Origin of the sequence: Gimesia alba (assembly GCF_007744675.1) — a bacterium.
GTDB classification, from domain to species: Bacteria; Planctomycetota; Planctomycetia; order Planctomycetales; family Planctomycetaceae; genus Gimesia; species Gimesia alba.
Map to the genome: position 1 here is coordinate 3980277 of NZ_CP036269.1, position 23843 is coordinate 4004119.

19 protein-coding genes are annotated in these 23843 nt (G+C 48.9%); 8 read left to right on the forward strand and 11 right to left on the reverse strand.

Features of this window, described 5'->3' with window-relative positions; all coding sequences use genetic code 11:
* Positions 1-89 precede the first annotated feature (89 nt).
* Together Pan241w_RS14865 and Pan241w_RS14870 are read left to right on the forward strand one after the other, a co-directional pair.
* Entirely contained in the window at positions 90-1424 is a 1335-nt protein-coding gene (locus tag Pan241w_RS14865; RefSeq protein WP_145217204.1) for an asparagine synthase-related protein, read from the forward strand.
* Between the two features lie 71 nt (positions 1425-1495).
* Complete coding sequence (locus tag Pan241w_RS14870) at positions 1496-2422, forward strand: radical SAM protein (protein ID WP_145217208.1); 927 nt, start codon at positions 1496-1498, stop codon at positions 2420-2422.
* Positions 2423-2432: 10 nt separating this feature from the next.
* Here the strand turns inward: Pan241w_RS14870 and ligA are convergent, their stop codons facing one another.
* From ligA to ffh, 11 genes are all read right to left on the reverse strand, one after another.
* A complete protein-coding gene (ligA, locus tag Pan241w_RS14875; protein WP_145217211.1) occupies positions 2433-4445 on the reverse strand; it encodes an NAD-dependent DNA ligase LigA in 2013 nt (670 codons plus the stop codon).
* Positions 4446-4484: 39 nt separating this feature from the next.
* Positions 4485-5468, reverse strand: coding sequence for a GDP-mannose 4,6-dehydratase (gene gmd / locus Pan241w_RS14880; protein WP_145217214.1), 984 nt, complete (start codon positions 5466-5468; stop codon positions 4485-4487).
* Between the two features lie 143 nt (positions 5469-5611).
* Positions 5612-7318: a cation:proton antiporter domain-containing protein gene (locus tag Pan241w_RS14885; RefSeq protein WP_145217217.1), complete on the reverse strand. Its 1707-nt coding sequence runs from the start codon at positions 7316-7318 to the stop codon at positions 5612-5614.
* Positions 7319-7510: 192 nt separating this feature from the next.
* Positions 7511-8989, reverse strand: coding sequence for an aldehyde dehydrogenase family protein (locus tag Pan241w_RS14890; RefSeq protein ID WP_145217220.1), 1479 nt, complete (start codon positions 8987-8989; stop codon positions 7511-7513).
* Between the two features lie 194 nt (positions 8990-9183).
* Positions 9184-10473 carry a beta-ketoacyl-[acyl-carrier-protein] synthase family protein gene (locus tag Pan241w_RS14895; RefSeq protein ID WP_145217224.1) on the reverse strand — a complete coding sequence of 430 codons (1290 nt, stop codon included), beginning with the start codon at positions 10471-10473 and terminating at the stop codon, positions 9184-9186.
* A gap of 609 nt (positions 10474-11082) precedes the next feature.
* A complete protein-coding gene (locus Pan241w_RS14900) occupies positions 11083-11526 on the reverse strand; it encodes a RidA family protein (protein ID WP_145217227.1) in 444 nt (147 codons plus the stop codon).
* An 86-nt stretch (positions 11527-11612) separates the two neighbouring features.
* Positions 11613-12011 (reverse strand): YraN family protein, encoded by a 399-nt coding sequence (locus tag Pan241w_RS14905; RefSeq protein WP_145217230.1) that lies wholly within the window; start codon positions 12009-12011, stop codon positions 11613-11615.
* Between the two features lie 105 nt (positions 12012-12116).
* Positions 12117-12479 carry a 50S ribosomal protein L19 gene (gene rplS, locus Pan241w_RS14910; RefSeq protein ID WP_145217233.1) on the reverse strand — a complete coding sequence of 121 codons (363 nt, stop codon included), beginning with the start codon at positions 12477-12479 and terminating at the stop codon, positions 12117-12119.
* Positions 12480-12555: 76 nt separating this feature from the next.
* On the reverse strand, positions 12556-13257 hold the full coding sequence (gene trmD, locus Pan241w_RS14915; RefSeq protein ID WP_145217236.1) for a tRNA (guanosine(37)-N1)-methyltransferase TrmD: 702 nt from the start codon (positions 13255-13257) through the stop codon (positions 12556-12558).
* 45 nt (positions 13258-13302) lie between these two features.
* Entirely contained in the window at positions 13303-13698 is a 396-nt protein-coding gene (gene rpsP, locus Pan241w_RS29895; RefSeq protein ID WP_145217239.1) for a 30S ribosomal protein S16, read from the reverse strand.
* Between the two features lie 93 nt (positions 13699-13791).
* Positions 13792-15270 (reverse strand): signal recognition particle protein, encoded by a 1479-nt coding sequence (gene ffh / locus Pan241w_RS14925; RefSeq protein ID WP_145217242.1) that lies wholly within the window; start codon positions 15268-15270, stop codon positions 13792-13794.
* 628 nt (positions 15271-15898) lie between these two features.
* Between ffh and leuC the strand changes: the two genes are divergently transcribed.
* From leuC to Pan241w_RS14955, 6 genes are all read left to right on the forward strand, one after another.
* Complete coding sequence (gene leuC, locus Pan241w_RS14930) at positions 15899-17320, forward strand: 3-isopropylmalate dehydratase large subunit (RefSeq protein ID WP_145217244.1); 1422 nt, start codon at positions 15899-15901, stop codon at positions 17318-17320.
* A 59-nt stretch (positions 17321-17379) separates the two neighbouring features.
* Positions 17380-17970 carry a 3-isopropylmalate dehydratase small subunit gene (leuD, locus tag Pan241w_RS14935; protein ID WP_145217246.1) on the forward strand — a complete coding sequence of 197 codons (591 nt, stop codon included), beginning with the start codon at positions 17380-17382 and terminating at the stop codon, positions 17968-17970.
* Positions 17971-18069: 99 nt separating this feature from the next.
* Complete coding sequence (locus tag Pan241w_RS14940; RefSeq protein WP_145217248.1) at positions 18070-19176, forward strand: FAD:protein FMN transferase; 1107 nt, start codon at positions 18070-18072, stop codon at positions 19174-19176.
* Between the two features lie 349 nt (positions 19177-19525).
* Positions 19526-20758: a hypothetical protein gene (locus Pan241w_RS14945; protein WP_145217252.1), complete on the forward strand. Its 1233-nt coding sequence runs from the start codon at positions 19526-19528 to the stop codon at positions 20756-20758.
* Between the two features lie 133 nt (positions 20759-20891).
* Complete coding sequence (locus Pan241w_RS14950) at positions 20892-22439, forward strand: Gfo/Idh/MocA family protein (RefSeq protein ID WP_145217255.1); 1548 nt, start codon at positions 20892-20894, stop codon at positions 22437-22439.
* A gap of 116 nt (positions 22440-22555) precedes the next feature.
* Positions 22556-23827 carry an MFS transporter gene (locus Pan241w_RS14955; RefSeq protein ID WP_145217258.1) on the forward strand — a complete coding sequence of 424 codons (1272 nt, stop codon included), beginning with the start codon at positions 22556-22558 and terminating at the stop codon, positions 23825-23827.
* Positions 23828-23843 lie beyond the last annotated feature (16 nt).

Genomic DNA, 23843 nt, shown 5'->3' on the forward strand with positions numbered 1-23843 from the left:
ACCATCCGTTTTCTTTTTGGATTGAGCAGCATAAAATTTTCAGTCACACTAACCCAAGCCGCTCAGATTAAATCTTAGGATTAGATTTAATGATTCATGAAGAGTACGTGGAACGTCTTGTCAATTTACTGGACCCTGCAGCAAATATCCTCTTCAATATGACTGTCGAAGAGGCAACCGAACGAGTCGGAAGTGGTTCACCAGAACAAGTGCGAGAAATCGATGGTCAGTTCGCACTTGTCCACAAAGAGGGAACTCGAATTCGCATGGCTCGGTCGATCGGTAGACCGATGCGTTTTTTCCTTGCCAAACGTGCCGAAGGCCCTTGCCTGGTCATCGCAGAGAGAATCGACGAGATCTACGAGTTCCTCAAAACCGAAGGACTCGACGACCAGTTTCATCCCTCCTATACCAGAATGGTTCCCGCTCATTATATCCTCGAGCTGCAATTGATTGGCTGCCCCGATCCGAACCCGAAAACAACACGCTACTTCACTCCCGAACGTAACAGACTGTCGACGCAATTGGATGAAATCGGGAAAGCGTATATCGGTGCAGTCTCTCAGGAGATCAATAAATGGCTGGATACAATCCCCCGTATGGAGCCCATCGGCGTGCTCTTTTCGGGAGGGATTGACAGTGGTGCCATCTTCCTTCTGGTTTATCACGCACTGATCACGCGCAACGAATCACCGTCTCGTTTGAAGGCCTTCTCGCTTTCCATCGATGGTGAAGGGAGTGACTGTCGCCAGGCACAGCAATTTCTGGAACAGATGCAGCTTGGCCTGTTTCTGGAGATACTGGAAGTTCCTCAAAGCAGCCTGGACTGTAAAGAGACCATTAAAATTCTCGAAGATTACAAACAGCTTGATGTTGAAGCCGCAACAATGGCGTACGCTTTGTGCAAGAAGATTAGAGAGCTGTATCCACAGTGGAAATATCTCATCGACGGCGATGGCGGGGATGAGAATCTGAAAGATTATCCCATTGAAGCCAATCCGGAATTAACAATCCGCAGCGTTCTGAATAACCTGATGCTCTACCAGGAAGGTTGGGGAGTGGAAGCAGTCAAGCATTCCCTCACCTATTCCGGAGGCCAAAGTCGCGGTCATGTCAGAACCTATGCCCCGGCTCGCAGTCTCGGCTTCCAGGGATTCAGTCCCTATGCTTTACCAAATGTAATTGAAGTTGCCGAAGGGATTCCCTACATTGAATTGACTGGCTGGGACCATAAAAAACTTTACGCACTGAAAGGGGATATTGTCTGCAGAGGAATCCAGCAAATCACAGGCCTGTCGATGCCCGTTTATCCCAAACGACGCTTTCAGGAGGGGAGTCTGACTGACCAATCCTTCAACACCGTATTTTCAGACTCGGAAACCGTGTACCGACAAGCGCTGCTCTCACTTTATCAGTCTTCGTAATCATTCTGCATCAACGTATTCTTGAAACAGCAGGGAGCTGCAATTTTGTCAGATGCAATGAGGTCGACAAAATGAATCCCGCACTCCCCGTTTTCAACGACCAGCAAATTATCGCAGCACGACCCGCTAAAAATCAGGTTTCACCCGAATACCCTTATGCATTTCTCAATGAAACAGAATATTCTGCAGCGGGAACTTTAAGAGAAGTCTCCACCATTTTTCTCACCAATCGTGAGTGCCCTTTGCATTGTCTGATGTGTGACCTCTGGAAAAATACAACGGACGAAACTCTCAAACCTGGTCTCATTCCGCATCAGATTGAACATGCTCTCAATCGTCTTCCCCCTGCCAACCAGATCAAGTTATATAACAGCGGAAATTTTTTTGATCCGAAAGCCATTCCCCAGCAAGACCTCCCGGCGATTGCTGATTTGATTCAGCACTTTGAACGGGTCATCGTAGAAAATCATCCGTTACTCTGCAATCAAACCTGCACCGAGTTTCAGCAAATGATCGCTGGACAGCTGGAGGTCGCCTTGGGATTGGAAACAGTCCACGAAGAAGTTTTAAAATCACTTAATAAAAAAATGACGCTGGATGACTTCGCCAGAGCGGTCGAATTTCTTCGAAGCCACGCCATTTCAGTCAGAGCGTTCATTCTGTTGAAACCACCATTCATGGAAGAACAGGCTGGTGTGGAATGGGCGATCAAATCAGCAGAATATGCTTTTTCGTTGGGGGTCGAATGCTGTTCCCTCATCCCCACACGGTCCGGCAATGGACTTCTGGAACAATTGCAAGAGCGCGAACAGTTTTCTCCACCACAACTCGCTTCGATTGAAACGACTCTCGCAGCCTGTTTGAACCTGAAACGAGGCAGAGTCTTCATGGACCTTTGGGACCTGGAACAACAGTACCAAACTGAATCCAATCTACATGCCAGACTGCAACAACTGCGTCAGATGAATCTCACGCAGAAAGTTCCAGAGATGAGATAACCCGCCTGGTTTAAACCGTTTCATTCAACATTTGCAAGAATTCGTCCTCAGACAGCACAGGCACATTCAACTCTTCCGCTTTCGCCAACTTACTCCCCGCCTTTTCACCAGCCAGAAGATAGTCGGTTTTCGAGGAGACACTTCCCGACGCTTTCCCGCCATGCTTTTGAATCAGCTCTTTCGCTTCATCACGTGTGAATTGCGACAATGTTCCTGTCACGACAATCGTTTTTCCGTCGAGAATACCCGCCGGCTGTTTTGTTTTTTTCACAGGGTTCCCCATATTTAACCCCAGATCTTTCAATTCTTTGATCAGTTTGATGCCGAAATCGGAGTGATAAAAGTTATATACGGACTCGGCAATAATGGGACCGATTTCATCCACTGCCGCGAGATCTTCAACACTCTGTTTGCTGATTTCCTCAATCGTCCCAAACTGTTTTTCCAGAATGCGCGCATTACTGGTTCCCACATGCCGAATATTCAAACCGGTTAATAGCCGCCAGAGTGGCTGCTGCTTGGATTTTTCAATCCCCGCCAGCAGATTATCAATCGACTTCTCCCCCTGTCGTTCCAGATTGATCAATTGATCATAGTGCTCATCAAGACGATACACATCAGCCAGACCTTTGATGAGCCCTTGCTCAAGCAACTGCTCAATCATCTTGATTCCCATTCCCTCAATGTCCATCGCCGATCGCGAAGCATAATAACGCAACGTCTCCCGCACTGAGGCGGGACAATTCGGATTCGGGCAGCGAATATAAACGCCCCCTTCGTCTTTAACCAGTGTCGTCTTACATTCAGGGCATTTCTTCGGAAATTTGATCTCTTCCTGGCTGCCATCGCGGAGGTGCTCTTCCACACGAACCACATGCGGAATTATTTTCCCGGCTTTTTCAACAACAGCCCAGTCACCGACCTGGATTCCCAAGCGTTCCATTTCATCATGATTATGCAAACTGGCTCTGGAAACGGTCGTTCCGGCGATCTGAACCGGCTCCAGATTCGCAACGGGAGTCACTGTCCCTGTTTTTCCAACCTGGAACACGATCGAATCAACCTTGGTGACCGCTTCGTAACGTTCCCACTTATAAGCCACGACCCAACGCGGGCTTTTCGATGTATTCCCCAGCAATTCGCGCTGATCAAACTGATTGACTTTCAGCACAATGCCATCAACTTCAAAATCGAGAGTGTGTAAGTCATCCATCATCGTCTGAACATGTTCGAGGGTCGCTTCCAGATTGGGAAAGGCCTCTACATTCGGCGTCGCAGGAATTCCCATTTCCTGAATCGCCGCCAGAAAATGAATATGCGTTTGATAATCAACGCCTTCGACCGCACCGGTGCCATGGGCGAAAAAACGAATTTTTCGTTTCGCACATAACTTGGGATCAAGCAGTTTCAAGCCACCGGCGGTGGTATTGCGGGGGTTGGCAAACGGTTCTTTCCCCTGTTCCCGCATTTCTACATTCAGATTCTGAAAGTCCGAATTACTGATATAGGCCTCGCCTCTGATCTCCAGTAATGCCGGAGGATTATCTGTCTGAAGTCGCAATGGTACCCCGCCAATGGTCCGCACATTATGCGTAATATCATCGCCCTGTTGACCATCGCCGCGAGTGACGCCTTGCGTCAGGTTTCCGTTCTCATAAATCAGCGAAACTGCAACTCCATCAATTTTATATTCCGCGGTTAACTCAACCTGCTCTTCCTCCAGCAGTTTACAGATCCGCGCTTCAAATTCGCGGAGCCCTTCCTGTTCGAAGATATTATCTATCGACAACATCGGCAGACGATGCGGGACGGTCTGGAAGCCTTCAATGGGGGCACCGCCAACTTTTCTTGTCGGACTGTCTGGAGAATCATATTCCGGATGCTCGGATTCCAGCTTTTCCAGCCGTTTCATTAACCGGTCGAATTCGCGGTCAGAAATTTCCGGTTTGGCCTGGAGATAATAGAGCCGGTTATGGTGCTCAAGCTGCTTACGAAGTTCTTCGATTTCTTTTTGAACTGACATGAGGTAACCCGCGTTGGAATAGGGAAAGAGAGTTCAATCTCAGGAAGCTGCTTCGTTAAGAATTTTCTCTTGCTGTGTCAGCTTCATGTCAGCTTCGACCATCAGCCGCGCTAATTCCTCAAATGAAACCTTCGGTTCCCAGTTCAGTTTCTCGCGCGCTTTGGTCGGATCGGCACAGAGTAATTCGACTTCAGCCGGACGATAATACTGGGGATCGATTTCAACATACTGTTTCCAGTCCAGATCGACGGCACCAAAGGCGGCTTCCAGAAATTCGCGTACAGAATGTGTCTCTCCTGTACCAATCACAAAATCATCCGGTTTATCCTGCTGCAAAATCAGCCACATTGCTTCTACATAATCACCGGCGAAACCCCAGTCGCGTTTAGCATCAATATTGCCCAGATACAGTTTGTCCTGCATTCCCAGCTTAATCCGTGCCACTGCTTTGGTAATTTTTCGGGTTACAAATGCTTCGCCGCGCCGGGGTGATTCATGGTTAAATAGAATTCCGTTGCAGGCATACATGCCATACGATTCACGGTAATTGATCGTCTGCCAATACGAAAAGACTTTCGCGCACGCATACGGGCTACGCGGATGGAAGGGAGTCGTTTCGCTCTGTGGTGACTCAACAACCTTGCCAAACATTTCACTGGAAGAAGCCTGATAGAAGCGAATCTTTTTCTGGCTTTGCTCTTCGTAATATCGCAAGGCTTCCAGTAAACGCAGCGTTCCCACCCCTGTCACTTCTGCCGTATAAACGGGAATGTCAAATGACAGACGCACATGACTCTGGGCGGCTAAATGATAAATTTCATCCGGTTGCACTGTCCCTAGAATCTGATTGAGATTTGAACCTTCTGCAAAATCACAGTAGTAACAATTCGCAGGAGGCTCGCCGATCCCAGGCTTACTGCAGGAGGTAATTCCATGGACGTCATAATCTTTACTTTTTAAAAATCGAGACAGGTAATACCCGTCCTGGCCATTGATTCCCGTTATTAATGCAACTCGTTTCACAGTAAACGTCCCTCTATTGAACTCTGAAATCTCGTGAGATGCCTCACATGTTTTTCTATTGATATTTTCAGTTTAGAGTATTTCTAATGAATGGCAATTGCCGGACCGGTTCCAGTCCTACCCAATTCTATGATAGGCAGAATTTACTTTGAATCATTACTCTGAGCCGAACGATGTCCTTTAATATAATACTTGAGGATTTCCCAACGGCGAATAATGCCCAGCATGCGATGCGGTTGTTCGCGTGCCACGACAGGCAGGCAATCATAAGAGCCTTCACGAAATTTTGCCCATACCCGCGCTAATGAATCATCAGGGTAGACTACCGTTTCCAGATTATTCGCCAGGTCTGCCGCTCTCACAAGCGAGCCGATCTTGGGATCGAATAAAGTATTACTCAGATCCTGATAGCGGATCACTCCTACGACTTCCTCATTCGGCCCCAGTACCGGAAACGTATTGTCATGACTATGCTCAATGAAAGAAATCACTTCATTAAATGTCGCCGTTTGTGAAATTCCCTTCACATTCTTGCGATACAATTGCTCGACCAGAATCTGATCGGGGGGTTGATCAATTTCGGAAAGTAGACCGAAGGAAACCAGGAATCGTCTGACCATGGACTGAAATTCGCTGATCGGATCTCCGGCCGTATGATGAATGGCATTGATCAATGGAACCTCACCTGCTCGCAGCACAGATTGACGGATCATGATTGGCCCAACAATTTCAAAAAAGACCACCGAGCCCAGAATAATGGTTTGGAGATGGGTTCCCAGCACTTCATCTCTCCCCACCGCTATCGCCGAGAGCGCAATTGCTGCCCCCGCTTGTGCAAACAAAGTGGTTCCCAACCATTGGGAGACTTCTGGTTCTTCGCCGCGCATTCTTGCAGGAACCAAAATACCAAAATATTTACCCAGCAACCGGAAGGCAATATAACCCCCACCAATCAGGCCTGCTTCCATAAACTGTTTTGGCTTGAGTTCCACACCATGGATGATGAAAAAGAGAACGCACAAAAACCCGGTCAGTGGGTACAGCTCCTTTTCAACTTTAGGCACCTCTTCCTCTGCCAGTGAATTCGCAACGGTAAAGCCCATGGCAAGAAATGTCAGCATATAAGGCAGTTCCATTGTGCGGCATAACCCCAGCGCCAATGAAATCAACCCAACGAACATGATAATCCGACGGCTCCCTTTGATGATGGAGCTGCCATAGCTAATCATGAAGCCACCAAAGACACCGATAAAAATGGAACCGAAGATATCCATGCTCAGATGGGCCAGACCTGAAAAGACAGACCCTCCCTGGCTGTCGCCTTTGAAAAAGAGTACAGCGACAAAAATAACTTCGAATGCAATAATGGATGCCAGATTATTCAGCGCCACCAGAATTCCCGTGTACTCGGAAATCGGCCCTTCTGACTCCATTTCTCGCAGTACCAGAATGGTGGTCGCCGGCGCTGTGGCAATCGCTAACGCACCAAGCAGGATGGCAGCACTTCCCGATTCGCCAACCAGTAATAATCCAACATAGACAATAAAAAAGGTAGCCAGGATTTCACTCAGCGACAGGGGGAGCACACGGTGGAACAATCGACGCAGGCGCGAAAGGGTAAAATGATTTCCCAAGCCGAATAAAACCAGCGCCATCGCCAGATCAGTCAGCGGCTCCAGTTCTTCGATATGCTTGTGGGGCACCAGATCAAGGAGCGCGGGGCCCAGAATTACGCCCATTAATAAATAGGCAGTCACCTTAGGCAAACGGAACAACTCACCCAATGTGCCTGACAGCAGACCTGCAGCGAGAAAAATTCCCAGTGTAAATATGATATGCCACGAGCCCATTCGAACTTCCTGTTCCAGGTGAATTGATTTCAGATACGGGCCGATTATAGCAAAATATATTGCGCGGTCGATCCTCACATCACATTCGAGGCCATAATTTCACTGATTCTAAACCACTATGAGACAGTGAGTTCGAACTCATCAATGTGAATAGTTCCGGCCTCGAACAGGTGTGAATGTACGAGAAATCACTTAATCAAGATTCATCGTCACTGTTTTGAGTTCCGTATAACTGGCAAGGCCTGCTGCCCCCAGCTCGCGGCCGATTCCACTCCGCTTGAAACCACCAAATGGTGCGGCAGCATCGAACACATCGTAGCAATTCACCCAAACCGTCCCTGCCTTAATTCGATCCGCCATCAAATGTGCTTTTTTCACGTCACTGGTCCAGACCGCAGCCGCTAAACCAAAGTGCGTATTATTCGCCCGGCTGATCACTTCCTCAACATTTTTGAAGGGCAGAATACTCAATACAGGGCCAAAGATTTCGTCCGTGGCAATCGGCATCTCATCGGTGACGTGGTCAAAGACAGTGGGCTCTACAAAATAACCCTTGTCTCCAAACCGGGTCCCCCCTGTCACGCACTGCGCTCCCGCCTCATTCCCTTTCTGAATGTAACTCAAGATTTTTTCCATCTGCGCCTGATCAACCTGAGGCCCCTGAGTCGTCTCTGGATTGAGCGGGTCACCTAATTTGCGGGCAGCCGCTTTGGCGACGATCTTGGCCACAAATTCTTCGTGCACAGACTCTTCCACAAACAATCGACTTCCGGCACAACAACATTGACCCTGATTAAAGAACAGTCCAAATTCCGCACCCGCAACGGCTGCATCCAGATCACAGTCAGCAAATACCACATTCGGACTTTTGCCACCCAGCTCGAAAGTCAACCGTTTCAAGGTTGCTGCTGCATCCGCCATGATAATCTTGGCCGTCGCATCTTCGCCGGTGAATGCAATCTTATCCACATCGGGATGTTTCACCAGAGCAGCGCCAGCAGTGGGGCCATACCCTGGAATTACATTAATCACGCCGGGGGGAAAACCGGCTTCCATCGCCAGTTCTGCCATTCTCAAACAGGAAAGTGGTGTTTGCTCTGCGGGTTTCATCACGATGGTACAACCTGCAGCCAAAGCGGGTGCCCACTTCCAGGCCACCATCAACAAAGGAAAGTTCCAGGGAATAATCTGCCCTGCGACTCCCAAAGGCTCACGGCGGGTGTAGCAGAAATGATTGCCACGAATCGGAATGGTGGTTCCCTCAATTTTGTCTGACCAGCCTGCATAATATCGCAGACAATCAATCACCAGCGGCAAATCGGCGGCGCGACTGTCACGAATCGGCTTTCCATTATCGAGCGACTCCAAAGCGGCAAGCTCTTCAATATTTTCTTCAATCAGATCGGCTAAGCGATAAATGAGCCGCCCCCGATCACGGGCATCCATTTTGGACCACGGCCCCGATTCAAAAGCAGCCCGAGCTGCTTTGACGGCCAGATCGATATCAGCGGCATCTCCCTCAGCCACATTCGCAATCACTTCTTCCGTCGCAGGATTCACCGTTGCGAATGTCTTTCCACTCAACGCATCACGCCATTCCCCATTAATCAAAAGCTGAGTCTGTCGAATTTGTGGAATGCTTGCTACCGAATCTAGCACGTCTGTCGCCATAACGGAATCTCCTGAGAAAATGTTGAGCGAAATAGATTTCCCCTGATGGAAGGCGGCACTGTGAGAGACATTTTCAACAGCCTTCCCGAACTATCATTCTGATAGTTTTCATTCTCGTTCTCAAGGGGAAGATACAAAAGCGCGCAAAAAAGGCGCAAACAGAAATGGGAGAAGGCAACGCTTGAAAAGTGAACTTAGATCGCCCGCAGAATTGCAGCGGCACTTTGACCAAACGCGGTTCGACTGACTGACATGGTAGTCGGAATCGAGAGCGGACGAGCTTCACCATGAACCACATTGAGATTACACAATGGATCAGGAGTTTCGTAATTCAGCGTCGCTGGAGTCGCATTGTGGCGGAGTGAAAGAATACTTGCCGCCAACTCAACAGCACCGGAACCAGCATCAAAGTGCCCGAAGTAACTTTTAAGTGCCGTAATCGGGATTTTCGTAGCATCATCACCAAACAGACGGTGATAAGCACGGGCTTCCACCTGATCATCAATCTTCGTGCTCTTGCCATGAGCGTTAATATGACCGAGCTGACCAGGGGTCAGGTTTGCCTGTCGCATTGCGGATTCGATTGCACGAATCAGACCGGTATCATTTTGATGTTTACTGTCTGAAGAAGCACGGCCATCGCAGCCTGCCCCCAGACCAATTACTTCTGCATAAATTTCTGCACCACGGCGAACCGCATGATCATAATTTTCAACAACAAATGCCGCGGCCCCTTCACCGAGAATCGTACCATCACGATCACGGTCGAATGGTCGACAGGCGCGTTTCGGATCTTCATCTCGTGACAACAGGTCAATCAGGTTCTTGCGTGAAAGGTCAACCGGATTGATGTTGGAAGTGCAGGCACCAACAACCATACAATCGACGGCACCACGTTTGATCCATCGCATGGCTTCTGACAATGCCAGTAAAGCCGATGAATCCTGGCTGGTAATGGTATTGTTAGGCCCCTGCGCATTGTGTTCGATAGAAATATGGCAGGCGGGCATATTGGGAAGCTGCCTCAGCATCCACAAAGGCGTGATCTGCCCCATGACGCCTTCGCCCCAGCGTGTGATTTCAAAAGTATCATGTTCCGCACAACGTTTGACGGCTTCTACCAACTCGTCGGGGGTTGTCGGAATATGACCAGCACCAAAGGATACGCCAAATCGTTCCGGATCAACGACTCCCTCTTTGATTCCGGCATTGCGGACAGCATCGGAAGCGGCAGAAACACCCAACTGGATGTCTCGCGACATGACCTTCACGAATTTTTTATTATACAGGTGAATCTCTGGTTGGAAGTCTTTGACTTCTGCTGCGAGCTTGGAAGGCAAATTCCCGTTCGGAAACGTCTGGAGACGATCAATTCCCGATTTCCCTGAACAAATGTTCCGCCAAAATGCATCGATGCCGATACCAATTGGAGAAACAACTCCAATTCCGGAAATCACCACACGTGTTTGATTTGACCCAGCCATCTTAGCCTGACCCTCAATCTCCTACAGCGAAAACAATGCAAATCCATTAACAACATTGATTCAAACTATAGTCGTAAGATTGTTGAAACTCTCAGCTTAACACTAATGTGCTCCGTACTCTGAGAATTACTACTTCAGCTTTATTGAGTTCCTTCTCCTCTTTTATTATCGGAAAAAGGCAACCAGAAATCTGAGAGCGATCTCAAACCCAAAGAAAAAACCCTTAAACTCTAATAATTAAACAAGTTATAAGGCTATACCTGTTTAAGACTCGTGCTGTCACAAAGACAAGGCTTTGCAGCAAAATGAGACTACAGAACTTAAGGAAGGTGCTTTTAAAAAAGCGTGGGTGTGACTGAGAGCAAAACTCCCGTTTTTCAGGTTGGAAATCCTTTTCGCAGATTCGAGTGAAATCAAATCAGGTCTACTAATACAATTGAGGTCCCCTTCAACCATATCTAGTACCTAACCGATACCAATCGACTAGTATTACACACTTTAGACGTCACTTTGTCAAGCGAATTCCCAGAAATGTCAAATTCTGAGGCTTATCCGGCCTGCGGGCCCTTTTCCATGACACTACGAACTGGGCTCGAATTCGCTAAACAATTATTCGTCAATGATCTCAAAAATGGCTTCAATCTCGACGGCAACACCAGTCGGGAGGGCGGCGAAACCGAGTGCACTGCGGGCATGAAAACCATCCCCCGTTTTGCCAAACAGTTCATGATACAGATCAGAGGCGCCATTAATCACCAGATGCTGATCTGTAAAGTCAGGAGTCGAATTGACGCACCCAAGTAGTTTAATCACTTTCAGACCATTCAGCGTGCCATGCTCGTCCCGAACAGATCGCAAAATTTTGATGGCACAATCCCGGGCGGCAGCAATCCCTTCTTCCAGGCTGACATTGTCTCCCAGCTTTCCTTTTTGATCACTCACATGACCTGAAGTCATCAGAAGATTACCGGTCTTGATACAGAGATTCAGATACCCAGGCTCAATCGGTTCAAATGTTAGACCTAACTCAGCAGCTTTTTGTTCAACAGACATATCTCATTCCTTCAGTAACTAACGTTTTGACAAAGCAATTCAACGTTAATGTAAAAGGATTAGCAGCGTTTTACAATCCAGCCGGATTAAGTAAAAAACTGAAACTCACCTGAGGGTTCGAAGGCATTCTGAAAATGCTGAATTTTGGGAGTCGATTTCTCTGAGAGCCAGAGAATTGAGATGATATCAAACCGGGCCGGTTGATGGAGCAGTTGATGTTTTTTCAGGAATGAGCCGGCCAGCCGGGTCAACTGAGCCTGTTTCTGCTGTGTGACGGCTTCGAACGGCTCTCCTTTAGAATTGTTTTTTCGAGTTTTGACTTCGATAAAAGCAATCGTCTCGCCGTCTAGTGCGATGATATCGATCTCCCCCAGATCCGTGCGATACTGTCGGGCGAGAATCGAATACCCGTGTTGCTTCAGAAACCGGACAGCAGTACGTTCCCCCTGATCACCCAGCAACTTACCAAACCATTTACCTGCCATAGGCATTTACTCGTAAACGGAAGCCGAGATAAAGGAAAACAGCGCCAGACATCTGGCCCAGAAGCACTGAGATGAATTCAGTGCTTCTGGCGTGTTTCCAGCTGTTTACTCTTCGTCTTTTTTCGCACGACGTTCAGTCAGACGTGTGGCTTTACCAACCCGGTCACGCAGGTAGTAAAGTTTTGCCCGGCGAACTCGCCCGTGACGTTTCACGTCCAGCTTTGCAATTTTGGGGGAGTTGACGGGAAAAATTCGTTCCACGCCCTCACCAGCAACGATACGCCGAACCGTGAAATTTTCACGTGTTCCGCTTCCACGTCGGGCGATGATGACTCCACTGAAAATCTGGATCCGTTGTTTGTCACCTTCCTGAATTAGAGTGTGTACATCGACGGTGTCCCCGATTTCAAACTCGAGTGGCTCTTCGCGAAGGCTGGATGCTTCTACTTTTTTCAATAAATCCTGCATGACTCAATGTCCTCTGAGGACGTTTCCCGAATACCCGATCAGGCAATCTGAAACGCACTGTTTACATTATTTTAGTTCAACTTGAATTTGATTCCGACTCAGTCAAAAGATCTCGACGCCGCTCGCGAGTTCGTTTCAAACTCTGTTCGTGTCGCCAACGTGCAATCTCCTGATGATTTCCACTTAATAACACTTCCGGAACTTCCATTCCACGAAAGTTTTGAGGCCGCGTGTATTGAGGATATTCCAGCAGGCCTGATTCAGAAAATGAATCGTATTTAGCACTGCTTTCGTCACCTAATACTCCGGGAATCAACCGGATCACAGTCTCAATAATCAACATGGCTGGCACTTCCCCTCCGTTGGTAATGAAGTCACCCGCCGATATTTCCATTGGTTCAAGACCAATGCGGATTCGTTCGTCGAACCCTTCGTATCTTCCACACAGCAATGTGAGTTGCGGTTCTTTTGACAGCTCTTGAGCCAGGCTTTGGTTCAGCGTTCTCCCCTGGGGAGTCAGCATAATCAATTTTCCAGGCTCAGGAACCTGTTCCTGAACGTGCTCGACACATTGAAAGACCGTATCACAGCCAATCAACATCCCCGGACCACCACCATAGGGGCGGTCATCTACCGAAGCGTGCTTGTCTGTGGCCCAGTCTCGAAAATTCCAACGCTGAATCTCAACTAGTTGATTTTGAATCGCTCGCTTGAGCAACCCCTGCTCAAGATAGCTGTCAAATAGCTCGGGAAACAAGGTCAGAATATCAAATCGCATTTTGCTCTCTCACAGAGCGGTCCTGTAACAAATCGACTCAGAAACTTATTCTGAGGGAGTTTCTTCAGTGGCAGCGCCCTCGTCAGAAGCTTCAGCTGTTGCTTCTGCTGATTCTTCCGCCGTTTCTGGTTCTGGTTCCGGTTCGGGCTCTTTGGGAGCAATCAGAGGCGCTGGCGCAGCCGCTGTTCCGAACTTGTTCTTTTTCACTTTTTTGATCAGCGTAGCAACATTATCAGAAGGTTGCGCACCAACTGACATCCAGTAATCAACACGTTCCATGTTGATTGTCACACGCTTTGACTTGTCGGCAACAGAAGTATCATAGGTTCCGATTTCTTCAATTGCTTCACCATCACGTTGTTTGCGTGAATCCATTACACAAATACGATAGAAGGGGCGATGTTTACGACCCATTCTTTTCATACGAATACGAACTGCCACTAATTTCTCCTTTTGGAAACGAACTCTTACTTCTTTATGGAAGATACAAAATTTTGTAATCTCTCTGAAACAGCTTCCAATCCGTTAGTCCGACTAGCGGTTCTTCTTACGCTGTTTCTTCTTGGCTTTTCTCTCTTTTTTCTTTTTCTCACGCAGTTTGACGGGATCTCCACCCCGTTTGCTGCGCTCTTTTTGTTTGCTCATGCCGCCCATCGGATCCATCATGCCACCGGAAGACAACTCTCGCATGGCTTTCATTTTGTCACGCATGCCCATGCCGGCCATTTTCTGCATCACACCGGCCATGTTGTTGAAGTCTTTCACCAGTCGACTGATTTCCGAAGGATCTGTTCCACTTCCCATCGCAATTCGACGACGGCGACTGTGATCGATCAGCTCGGGACTCTCGCGTTCTGCTGGCGTCATCGAACTGATAATCGCATCAATGCGCTTCATCTCGGAACCAGGATCAACATCCGGATTCGTATCCAGCAGACCGCCCATACCGGGAATCATTTTCATAATTTCCCGCATCGGCCCCATTTTTCGAATGGTTGCCATCTGCTTCTGGAAGTCATTCAGACTGAATTTTCCCTGCGCCATCCGGTTCTGAAGATCAGCAGCCTCTTCTTCGTCAAACTGCTGCTGTGCCTTCTCAACCAGTGAGACGACATCGCCCATTCCCAGAATACGTCCCGCCATCCGATCTGGATGAAACGGCTCCAGACGATCTAATGCTTCTCCGACACCGATATATTTGATGGGAACGCCGGTGACTTCTTTGACCGTCAGAGCGGCTCCACCACGGGTGTCACCATCAAGCTTGGTCAGAATCACGCCATCCAGTTCCAAAGCTTCATTAAATGCTTTGGCACTGTTCACTGCATCTTGACCGGTCATCGCGTCACAGGCAAAGACCACCTGATCCGGCTGTAGCTTGCGTTCAACCTGCTCCAGCTCCTGCATCAACTCCTGGTCAATGTGCAGGCGACCGGCGGTATCGAGAATCACCGTATCAACGTTGCCCAGTTTTTTCGCCTGACTCAGGCCATTCTGACAGACCTTTACGGCGTTCGTACCTTCTGGTGATTCCGCATGAACGGGCACATCAACCTGACCGGCAATCACCTTCAACTGCTCAATCGCCGCGGGACGTTGCAAGTCGGCAGCCACCAACATCGGCTCTCGACCCTGCTCTTTTAAAAGTCGGGCCAGCTTACCACAGGTTGTGGTTTTACCACTTCCCTGCAGACCACACATCATAATGACGGTGATGCCGGAAGGCTTGAAACTGAATCCGGGTTCAACCGGGCCCATCAGATTGATCAATTCCTGATGGACAATTCCGACAATCTGTTCATCAGGTCGAACGGCCTTGAGAACTTTTTCACCAACTGCCTGTTCGGTGACACGTTCGATGAAACTGGTTGCAATATCATAATTAACGTCTGCTTCCAGCAAGGCCTGCCGTACTTCGCGCAAACCATCCCTGATATTGCCTTCGGTAAGTTTCCCACCGCGGGCAAGACCGCTGAGTGCATTTTTCAGATTGGACGTTAATCCTTCAAACACTTTTGATATCCAGACCGTTAATCACTAAAAACAGAAGCGTACAATTCAAATGTTTTATTATCTATCACTGCCTCGAACCAGCTCGATTAAGGTAGAAAACGAGCGCAAAAATAGAACCTAACCCAAACAACGACAGTAGGTTAAGGCCGAAGCCCTTCATTCCCGCCGATGTTGGTGTTCGCAAAGTGATGGTGAGGCAACAACTTGCATCAAGCCGTGGAGTTTAAAAGCTGTCTGAACAATACACAACGGTTCCAGCACACCTTTTTAAAATTCTTGCCCCTTTTACTCCACAAAATTCCTACAATGTTAAACAAATTGCTGACAAATTTGCAATAATGTCATGAGTCACTGCTCTGAGTCTGGTGGATTCTGCTGATTATTTGAGTCTACCCGGTCATTGCCCCTGCTTTTTTGGATTTGTCAGGTTGGGATTCCTTATATTCAGGAAGCAGATTGTGTATATTTCTTGATTGCAATCTTTCCCCCGGAAGACCTGTGTCCACAAGTACACAAGAACCGTTGGCCCTGCCATTGTGTCACACCAAACATCTCTGGCAATAAACATCATCGTAGCTGAAATGTCATCAGTCTATAAAATTCGAGTTGGAACGAAATAAAGAAAAAGATGAGTAACACAAAAAACCTGTTCGATAAAGTTTGGGACTTACACACAGTCAAAACCCTTGAATCTGGCCAAGACCAGTTACTAATTGGTTTACACCTGATTCATGAGGTCACCAGCCCTCAGGCATTTGAGATGCTACGTGACCGTGGCCTGAAGGTCATGTTCCCTGAACGAACTATGGCAACGGTGGATCATATTGTCCCCACCCAAAACCAGGCACGTCCGTTCGAAGACAATCTCGCAGAACAGATGATGTCCGCTATCGAAAAGAACTGTCGTGAGTTTGGCATCACGCTGCTGGATGTGGATGATGTCCGCCAGGGAATCGTCCATGTAGTCGGTCCTGAGCAGGGGCTCACGCAGCCCGGCATGACCATTGTCTGTGGCGATAGCCATACGAGTACTCACGGTGCGTTTGGCTCCATTGCCCTGGGAATTGGAACAAGCCAGGTCGCCCATGTCCTTGCCACTCAGACCATGGCTCTGGGACGCCCCAAAGTCCGGCAAGTCAAAGTTAACGGAGAACTTGGCCCCGGCGTAACCGCAAAAGACGTAACCCTTTACATCATCCGCAAGTTGGGCGTCCAAGGTGGTGTTGGTTACGCCTACGAATATGCCGGTGATGTCTTCGATCGCATGTCGATGGAAGAGCGAATGACCGTCTGCAACATGAGTATTGAAGGGGGAGCCCGTTGCGGTTACATCAACCCCGACCAGACTACCGTCGATTATCTCAAAGGCCGCCCGTTTACTCCCGAGGGAGCAGCCTTCGACAAGGCCGCTGAGTGGTGGCTCAGCCTGGCGTCCGGCCCGGATGCCCAGTTTGATGACGTGGTTGAATTCGATGCAGCCGATATCGAACCAACAGTCACTTGGGGAATCACCCCTGCCCAGTCTGTCGGAGTCTCCGAGAGCCTCGCACCGGTTTCCGACTATCCCGAAGACGAACAAACGCTGATCAAAGAGGCGTTTCGTTATATGGAACTCGAAGAAAACCAGCCGATTAAAGGGCAGAAAATCGACGTCGCTTTCATTGGTTCCTGCACAAATTCACGGATTTCCGACCTGAGAGAAGCCGCCAAAGTTGTTGAGGGGCGTCATGTTTCTGAACATGTCAAAGCGCTGGTCGTGCCCGGTTCACAACTCGTTCGGAAACAAGCTATGGAAGAAGGCCTGGACAAAATCTTTATCGAGGCCGGATTTGAATGGCGGGAAGCTGGTTGCTCCATGTGCCTGGCGATGAACCCGGACAAACTGGTCGGCAATGAATTGTGTGCCTCGTCCAGTAACCGGAACTTCAAAGGCCGACAAGGGAGTCCGACAGGTCGAACCCTGCTGATGAGCCCCACCATGGTCGCTGCCGCTGCCATCAACGGTTGTGTAACCGATGTGCGAGAAATGCTGAGCGCCGTCACAGCTTAAACTCACTTTATCTGAATCCAATAGCACTTATCATAAAATAAAACGACAAAGACAGATCAATGACAAAAATTGAAAGCATCACTGGAACTGGCATCCCACTCTTACTGGATGACATCGATACAGACCGCATCATCCCAGCACGGTTTTTACGTTGCGTTACCTTTGAAGGACTGGGAGAACACGCCTTCGAAGATGATCGCATACAAGACCCGGATCACCCCTTTGATAAACCACAATATCAAAATGCCTCAATCCTGCTGGGTGGCCGTAACTTCGGCTGTGGATCATCACGCGAACATGCCCCCCAGTCATTGATTCGCTGGGGAATCAAGGCCATTATCGCCGAGTCCTATGCAGAAATCTTTTTCGGAAACTGCACCTCACTGGGAGTTCCCGCTGTGTGTGCCCCGCGCGAAACACTAGAGATCCTGAATCGTGAAATCCAAGACCATCCGGATCAGGAACTCACAGTAGACCTGACCACGATGAAAATCCGCTGTGGCGACCAGGAATTCGATTGTACTTTACCCGAGAATGCGCGAGCTGCTTTGATCTCAGGCACCTATGACTTCTTAGCACAGTTGCTAAAGAGTGAATCCGAAATCAAAGAACGCGCTGCATCTGTGCCTTACTTTACGTCCTTTGCTTGAGCGGGAACAATCCGGCTGAAACAGTCCATTACCAGACTGGTATGATTGTGACACTAACGTTGACGCTCAGGCAATTCTCTATGACTTCAAGCTGCGCTCATGTCTGAGAAAAAAACGAACAGCAATCGTCGTGATTTCCTGACCGGTCGCGTTCTAAAACAAGCCGCGGAGCGAGCTGGTGACCAACTCGCGGATTACCTCAATGAAGCAACGGAAGATTTCGCAGCACCAACCGGTGGCTCAACCATTCGCTTGAGCACGCGGGCCATGGCTACTGAATTTGCCGTGGTCATGAACCCCGGACCCAGCCAGCAGGTCATGCACGCTTCCGATGCGCTGGACTTGCTGCATGAGCTGGAACAGCTCATGACGGTTTACAGGACCAGCAGCGAGATGTCGCGTGTGAATACCGCGGCTGCAGCGGGGCCTGCTGAAATGGACCCCCGACTGTTCGAAATTCTTGATCAAGCCCGACAAATCTGCCTGGATACCGCTGGTGGCTTCGATCCTTCTTCAGGCCCTTTAATCACGCTGTGGAGAGAGTGCAGACAGCAGGGACGCATCCCATCCCAACAGGAAATTGATGAATGCCTTAAACATACCGGCATCGACCAGTTTCATTTCGATCATTCTGCACAAACCATTCAATATAACTCGCCGGAAAATGAACTCAATCTGGGAGGCATCGGCAAGGGATTCGCTTTGGACCTCGCAGGACAGTTCCTGATAGAACAGGAACTGGAAAACTGGCTATTTTATGGTGGTTTCAGCAGCATTCTGGCCCGCGGCACACACAACCAACTTCCTGGCTGGCCCATCGGCATCAAAAACCCGCTATTTACAAGCCAACGACTGGGAACTGTTTTACTGCAAAACACTTCCATGTCGACCAGCGGATCTTCAGTACAGCATTTTCGCCATGAAGGGAAACGCTACGGCCACATTCTGGACCCACGAACCGGTTGGCCCGTCTCGGAATTGCTGTCTGTAACGGTTATCGCCCCTAATGCCGCCTTAGCCGATGCACTTTCAACTGCTTTTTACGTAATCGGGATCGAAAAAGCTCTTGAGTATTGCGATAATCATAGTGAAGTCGGTACGATTTTAATTCCACCACCCTCCCAAGGCCGAAAACTCTCCCCGGTAATTCGCGGAATTCCGAATGAGTTTCTGTTCCTGGATCGCGACCAATTGTTGTCACAATGATTAGTCGCTATAACGGAATATTAAAAGAACGCCTTTGTTCTTGGTATCAATCCTGTGGCACATTCGAAAGTGCTGTGAATTGAATGACCAGAACTCAATCAGGCTCCACACCGGGGATCACATGTTCTTTTTAAAAACAGGGATCACATACTCACGCATAAAATCATTTTCTTTGACTGAATGATTTCACCAAAGAACGGGCGTCATGTGATCACGGGGTACACAGTAGGAATCGTTGACTTTAAGCATAAAATCAGGCTTAGAAGTCAGCGATACGAGTGTCTCCCGAATAACAGACAATACCAAACAACATATTGAAATCCCCTTAAAATGACAAAGGGTTATAAGAGTGCAAGATCTAAAGAAAATTACTGGGATCGCAATCCTGTTCATTGTTGTATTACGACTCTGTATCGGCTGGCAACTGCTGTATGAGGGCCTCTGGAAAATTGACAGCCTGAGCTCTACCAGGCCCTGGACGGCGGCCGGCTATCTGAATAATGCCAAAGGTCCGTTTCGCGATCACTTCCGCAACATGACCGGTGATCCCAACGACCTGAACTGGCTGGATGCAGATAAAGTCAAAGCCAAGTGGGCCGCCTGGGAACAACGTTTCCTGAACCATTATCCCAACCTGACCGATGGACAGAAATCAAAACTGCATCAAATGGTGCATGGCAATAAGTACTTTGCCGCTAAACTGAGCGCTTTGCCCCCTAGTGTGAAATTCGATGGCAGCCTGGGAAGTATTGTGTCATATGACCCCAAAAGAAAACTGCTGCTGATTGACGGTGAACAGCATCTGACGCCCAAAGAAAAACAACGCCTGCAAAAGATGGTGCCTGTGAAAAAAGGGCCCAACGGTAAGCTCGAAGGAGGAACTGCTCTGGATCGCGAGTACTATGATGCGGTTGAAAAAGCCTACGCCCGCTCTGCACGTTTAAGCTACATTGAAAAAATGCAGGCCTCTCTGCGTGGTAACCCGGAACTGGCTGGGCAGATTAATATCAAACAGGAAGGCACCATCGACGGCAAACGGATAGGTAAAATCGAACAATACAAAAATGCGATCGATCGCTACGAACAAAAACTGGCACAAGCAGACCAGCAATTCAAAGTCGACCACCTGAATAAAATCTGGGCCGAAATCCAGCAAATGAAATCCGAGTTGGTCAACCCGATTCGTGCTTTGGAAGACGAGATGGAAACGGAAGCCAATAAGCTCCTGACACCGGAACAATTGGCAGCAGGCCCGATCCCTCATGAAGATACCGAAATCCATCGAGTCAATATGATGACGATTGCCGCCCTGACGATTCTTGGTGGGTTACTCCTGATCGGCTTCGGTACCAGGATCGCCGCAATTGCCGCTGCTGGAATGCTGCTTTCCTTCTATCTTGTCATGCCTCCTTGGCCGGGAGTTCCCGAAGCACCAGGACCTGAACACAGTTTTATCGTTAACAAAAACCTGATCGAAGTCATGGCTCTATTGACCATTGCGGCCTTGCCCACGGGGACCTGGTTCGGGATCGATGGCCTGGTTTATCGCTTTTTCCATAAAAAGAAAAAATCAACAAAGTAAACTCACTGATTCAACTGAAATTTTCGTAGGAAATGAGGGTTCATCTAACAAACGCCTTGTTTTCCGCCTATAATAAATCAAATTATTCCTCCCTACCGGTAATCGATACGCGTCGCGTGTCAGGAGAAAAGATATGCAATTAACCCCCGAACAGGAACAAATCGGCAAAGACAACTTTAACGAAGCAGTTTCGTTTACACGGCGTGATTTCATCACAACAGCCGCTGCAGCGACGACAGGCTTAGGCGCCGCTTATTTTGGGTATGAAAAGCTCAAGGGCGAGCCAGTCAAAGTCGGGTTCATCGGAACCGGTGATGAGGGCAGTGTGTTAATCACACAACATCCGCCTGAATATATGGAAATTGTCGCGATTGCCGACCTGCGTCCTTCCAATCGCCACAAAGCATTTCACGGACATGGCAATGAGCATCGGGTTGGCTTGATCAATAAGCTCGGCCAGGAAAAAGCATCAAAGATCAAACAGTTCGACGATCACAAAAAACTGATCGCCGCTAAAGACCAACTCGGCCTGGAAGCAGTTGTGATCGCCGTCCCCTTGAGCCAACACGCTCCGATTGCCATGGCGGCGCTCGACGCCGGCCTGCATGTGCTTTCTGAAAAATTGATGGCACACAATATTACCGAGTGTAAAGAACTCATCAAGAAAGCAAAACAAAAGAACTTGCTCCTGGCCGTTGGTCACCAGCGCCACTACAGCGTGCTTTACGACAACGCGAACCAACTAGTAAAGACTGGCTTGCTCGGCGACATTCGTCACATCCGCGCTCAATGGCATCGAAACAACAGCTTCCCGGGACGTGACAGCTGGCGCAAGGGTGTCCCCAAAGAAGATACGGCTGCACTGGCTGAAACAGTCCAGGAGTACGGCTACGACAACATGGATGAACTGATCAACTGGCGTCTGTATAACAAAACCGGTGGTGGCTTGATGGCAGAACTGGGAAGCCACCAGCTTGATGCCTGCAGTATCTTCCTGGGTAAAGTTCACCCCCTGGCCGTTCAAGGTTATGGCGGCAAAAACTTCTATGGCGTGAAGGGCATCGGCTCCAAGGATAAACAGGAAGATGATCGCGAAATCGACGATCATGTTTATGTGACCTTCGAATTCCCCGGTCCGCACTACGACCCCGAAACAAATCCACGTGATATCTGTATCGTGACCTATTCTTCGATCAATACCAACCGCTGGGAACCTTACGGGGAAACTGTTCTGGGCAGCCGTGGTACACTGATCATGAAGACAGAAAAAGAAGCTCTGCTCTTCAAAGAAGCCAGCCCCTCTACCGGTGGCGGCGGACCGGATCAACGACTGTGGGTCATCAAATCCAGCGATGGCAGTGGTCCCGTTTTGGATGCATATGAAACTACAGCACCTTCTGCTGCCGCATCAGACACGACCAAAGCGATGGGTGATAAAATCAGCCGCGGATACACAGAAGAAATGGAGCATTTTGCTCACTGTATTCGCACCAACAACTTCAAAGGCCCTTACGAAGGCGGCCTGAAGTGCAACGGCACCGTTGCCATGGCGGACGCCATCATGGCTTTGACTTCAAACCTGGCCATGAAGCACAAGATTCGGATTGAGTTCAAACCGGAATGGTTTGATCCCGAGAATCCAGCCACTCCCGAAGACGACTTCGCAGACAAAACAGCCTAACCGTTGTCTATTGTATTCAAAGTCTAATTCGATCATGATTCAGCAATGCCGAGGAAACTCATCCTCGGCATTGTTTCTTTTAATCACACCAGAGCTCATATTCAAAGGGGACCCACGTGTCGGAAGGACGCAAGGCAGGCCTGTTTCTTATATTTGTCACTGTCTTTATTGATTTGCTTGGTTTTGGAATCGTCTTACCATTACTGCCTCGTTACGGTGAGCACTTTGAAGCAGGTGGCGGCACACTGGGACTGCTGATGGCATCATTTTCTGCGATGCAATTTATTTTCGCACCGATCTGGGGGCGCATCTCCGACCGCGTCGGTCGACGCCCGATTCTGATCCTGGGATTATTAGGTTCCACCGTCTTCTATGGCATGTTCGGCTTCGCGACATCGCTGGGTAAAGAAGGCATGTTTCTGGGTATTGGCGCTTTGTCGTGGTTGTTTATCACACGCATCGGAGCTGGAATTGCCGGCGCCACAATTCCCACAGCACAAGCCTATATCGCAGACATCACCGGCCCGAAAGAGCGTGGCAAAGGTATGGCACTCATTGGTGCGGCATTTGGAATCGGCTTCACCTTTGGACCATTGATCGGCGCTGCGTTTGTCTCTGCAGAAACCGGTGCGACTCCCAGTGCAGCACCAGGTTATGTCGCCTGCGTGCTTTCCGGAATGGCCGCCTTGCTCTCCATCTTCAAACTGCCGGAGTCGCTCAACAAACAAACGTCCGAATCACTGGCAAAGCGCCATCACTGGTTTGATGTCGCCAGCTTTCGACATGCCCTGTCACGACCATGTATTGGCTTAATTCTGCTCACCAGTTTTTTAACCACATTCGCGTTTGCACAATTTGAATCGACTCTTTCCCTGCTGACTCAAGAGTTGGGTTTTGCTGCCCGCAGTAACTTTTTTATCTTTGCTTACATCGGTTTCATCTTAACACTCAGTCAGGGAATTCTGGTCAGAAGATTGATACCCAAAGTAGGCGAATACCGAATGGGCCTGGCAGGGATCATCCTGATGGTACTTGGCCTGCTTCTGATCGGTGTCGCCGGTAACTCGGGATCATACATGCTGCTCTACGCCGTGCTGCCCATCTCAGTCATCGGCTTTTCAGCAACCACCCCTTCTCTGCAATCCCTGTTATCATTGAATACCTCAGAAGATCAGCAAGGAGGCGTCCTGGGAGTCGGTCAGAGTATCTCAGCACTGGCTCGTATTCTCGGTCCGCTCGCAGGAATTATCCTGTTTAAAGGAACCCAAAACGGCGCCATCGAAGGCAGTATCACTTCCCCCTACTGGGTAGGTGCTGCAATCATGCTCCTGGGGCTCATTCTTATGAGTGGGTTGAAAACCTCGACCGACAAAAATGAAGACTCATAAGCTTGAATCGTTCTGC